We start from the raw sequence: 758 nt of genomic DNA, 5'->3' as shown, positions 1-758 counted from the left end.
CCAAAAACACTTGAGCGTTGTATAGTTAAGCCTCTCGGGCAATTAGTATCTGTTAGCTCAATGCATCACTACACTTACACACCAGACCTATCTACGTCGTAGTCTACAACAACCCTTACAATCTCTTAGATTGGGAGAACTCATCTCTTGGCAAGTTTCGTGCTTAGATGCTTTCAGCACTTATCTCTTCCGCACTTAGCTACCCGGCAATGCGTCTGGCGACACAACCGGAACACCAGTGGTGCGTCCACTCCGGTCCTCTCGTACTAGGAGCAGCCCCAACCAATTCTCCTACGCCCACGGCAGATAGGGACCGAACTGTCTCACGACGTTCTAAACCCAGCTCGCGTACCACTTTAAATGGCGAACAGCCATACCCTTGGGACCTACTTCAGCCCCAGGATGTGATGAGCCGACATCGAGGTGCCAAACACCGCCGTCGATATGAACTCTTGGGCGGTATCAGCCTGTTATCCCCGGAGTACCTTTTATCCGTTGAGCGATGGCCCTTCCATTCAGAACCACCGGATCACTATGACCTACTTTCGTACCTGCTCGACTTGTCTGTCTCGCAGTTAAGCTTGCTTATACCATTGCACTAACCTCACGATGTCCGACCGTGATTAGCAAACCTTCGTGCTCCTCCGTTACGCTTTGGGAGGAGACCGCCCCAGTCAAACTACCCACCAGACACTGTCCGAGACCACGTTTCGTCATCTTCGTTAGAACATCAAACGTTAAAGGGTGGTATTTCAAGG

Annotated in this window: 1 rRNA gene; it reads right to left on the bottom strand. The window is 50.9% G+C overall.

What is annotated here, in order from left to right:
• Window positions 1-21 precede the first annotated feature (21 nt).
• Window positions 22-758: ribosomal RNA gene (locus tag HMPREF2813_RS02885) — 23S ribosomal RNA — on the bottom strand; the annotation flags it as partial.

Origin of the sequence: Haemophilus sp. HMSC066A11 (genome assembly GCF_001811665.1) — a bacterium.
GTDB classification, from domain to species: domain Bacteria; phylum Pseudomonadota; class Gammaproteobacteria; order Enterobacterales; family Pasteurellaceae; genus Haemophilus; species Haemophilus influenzae.
The sequence above is the reverse complement of the archived record's forward strand: the minus strand, read 5'-3'. Positions and strand labels throughout refer to the sequence as shown.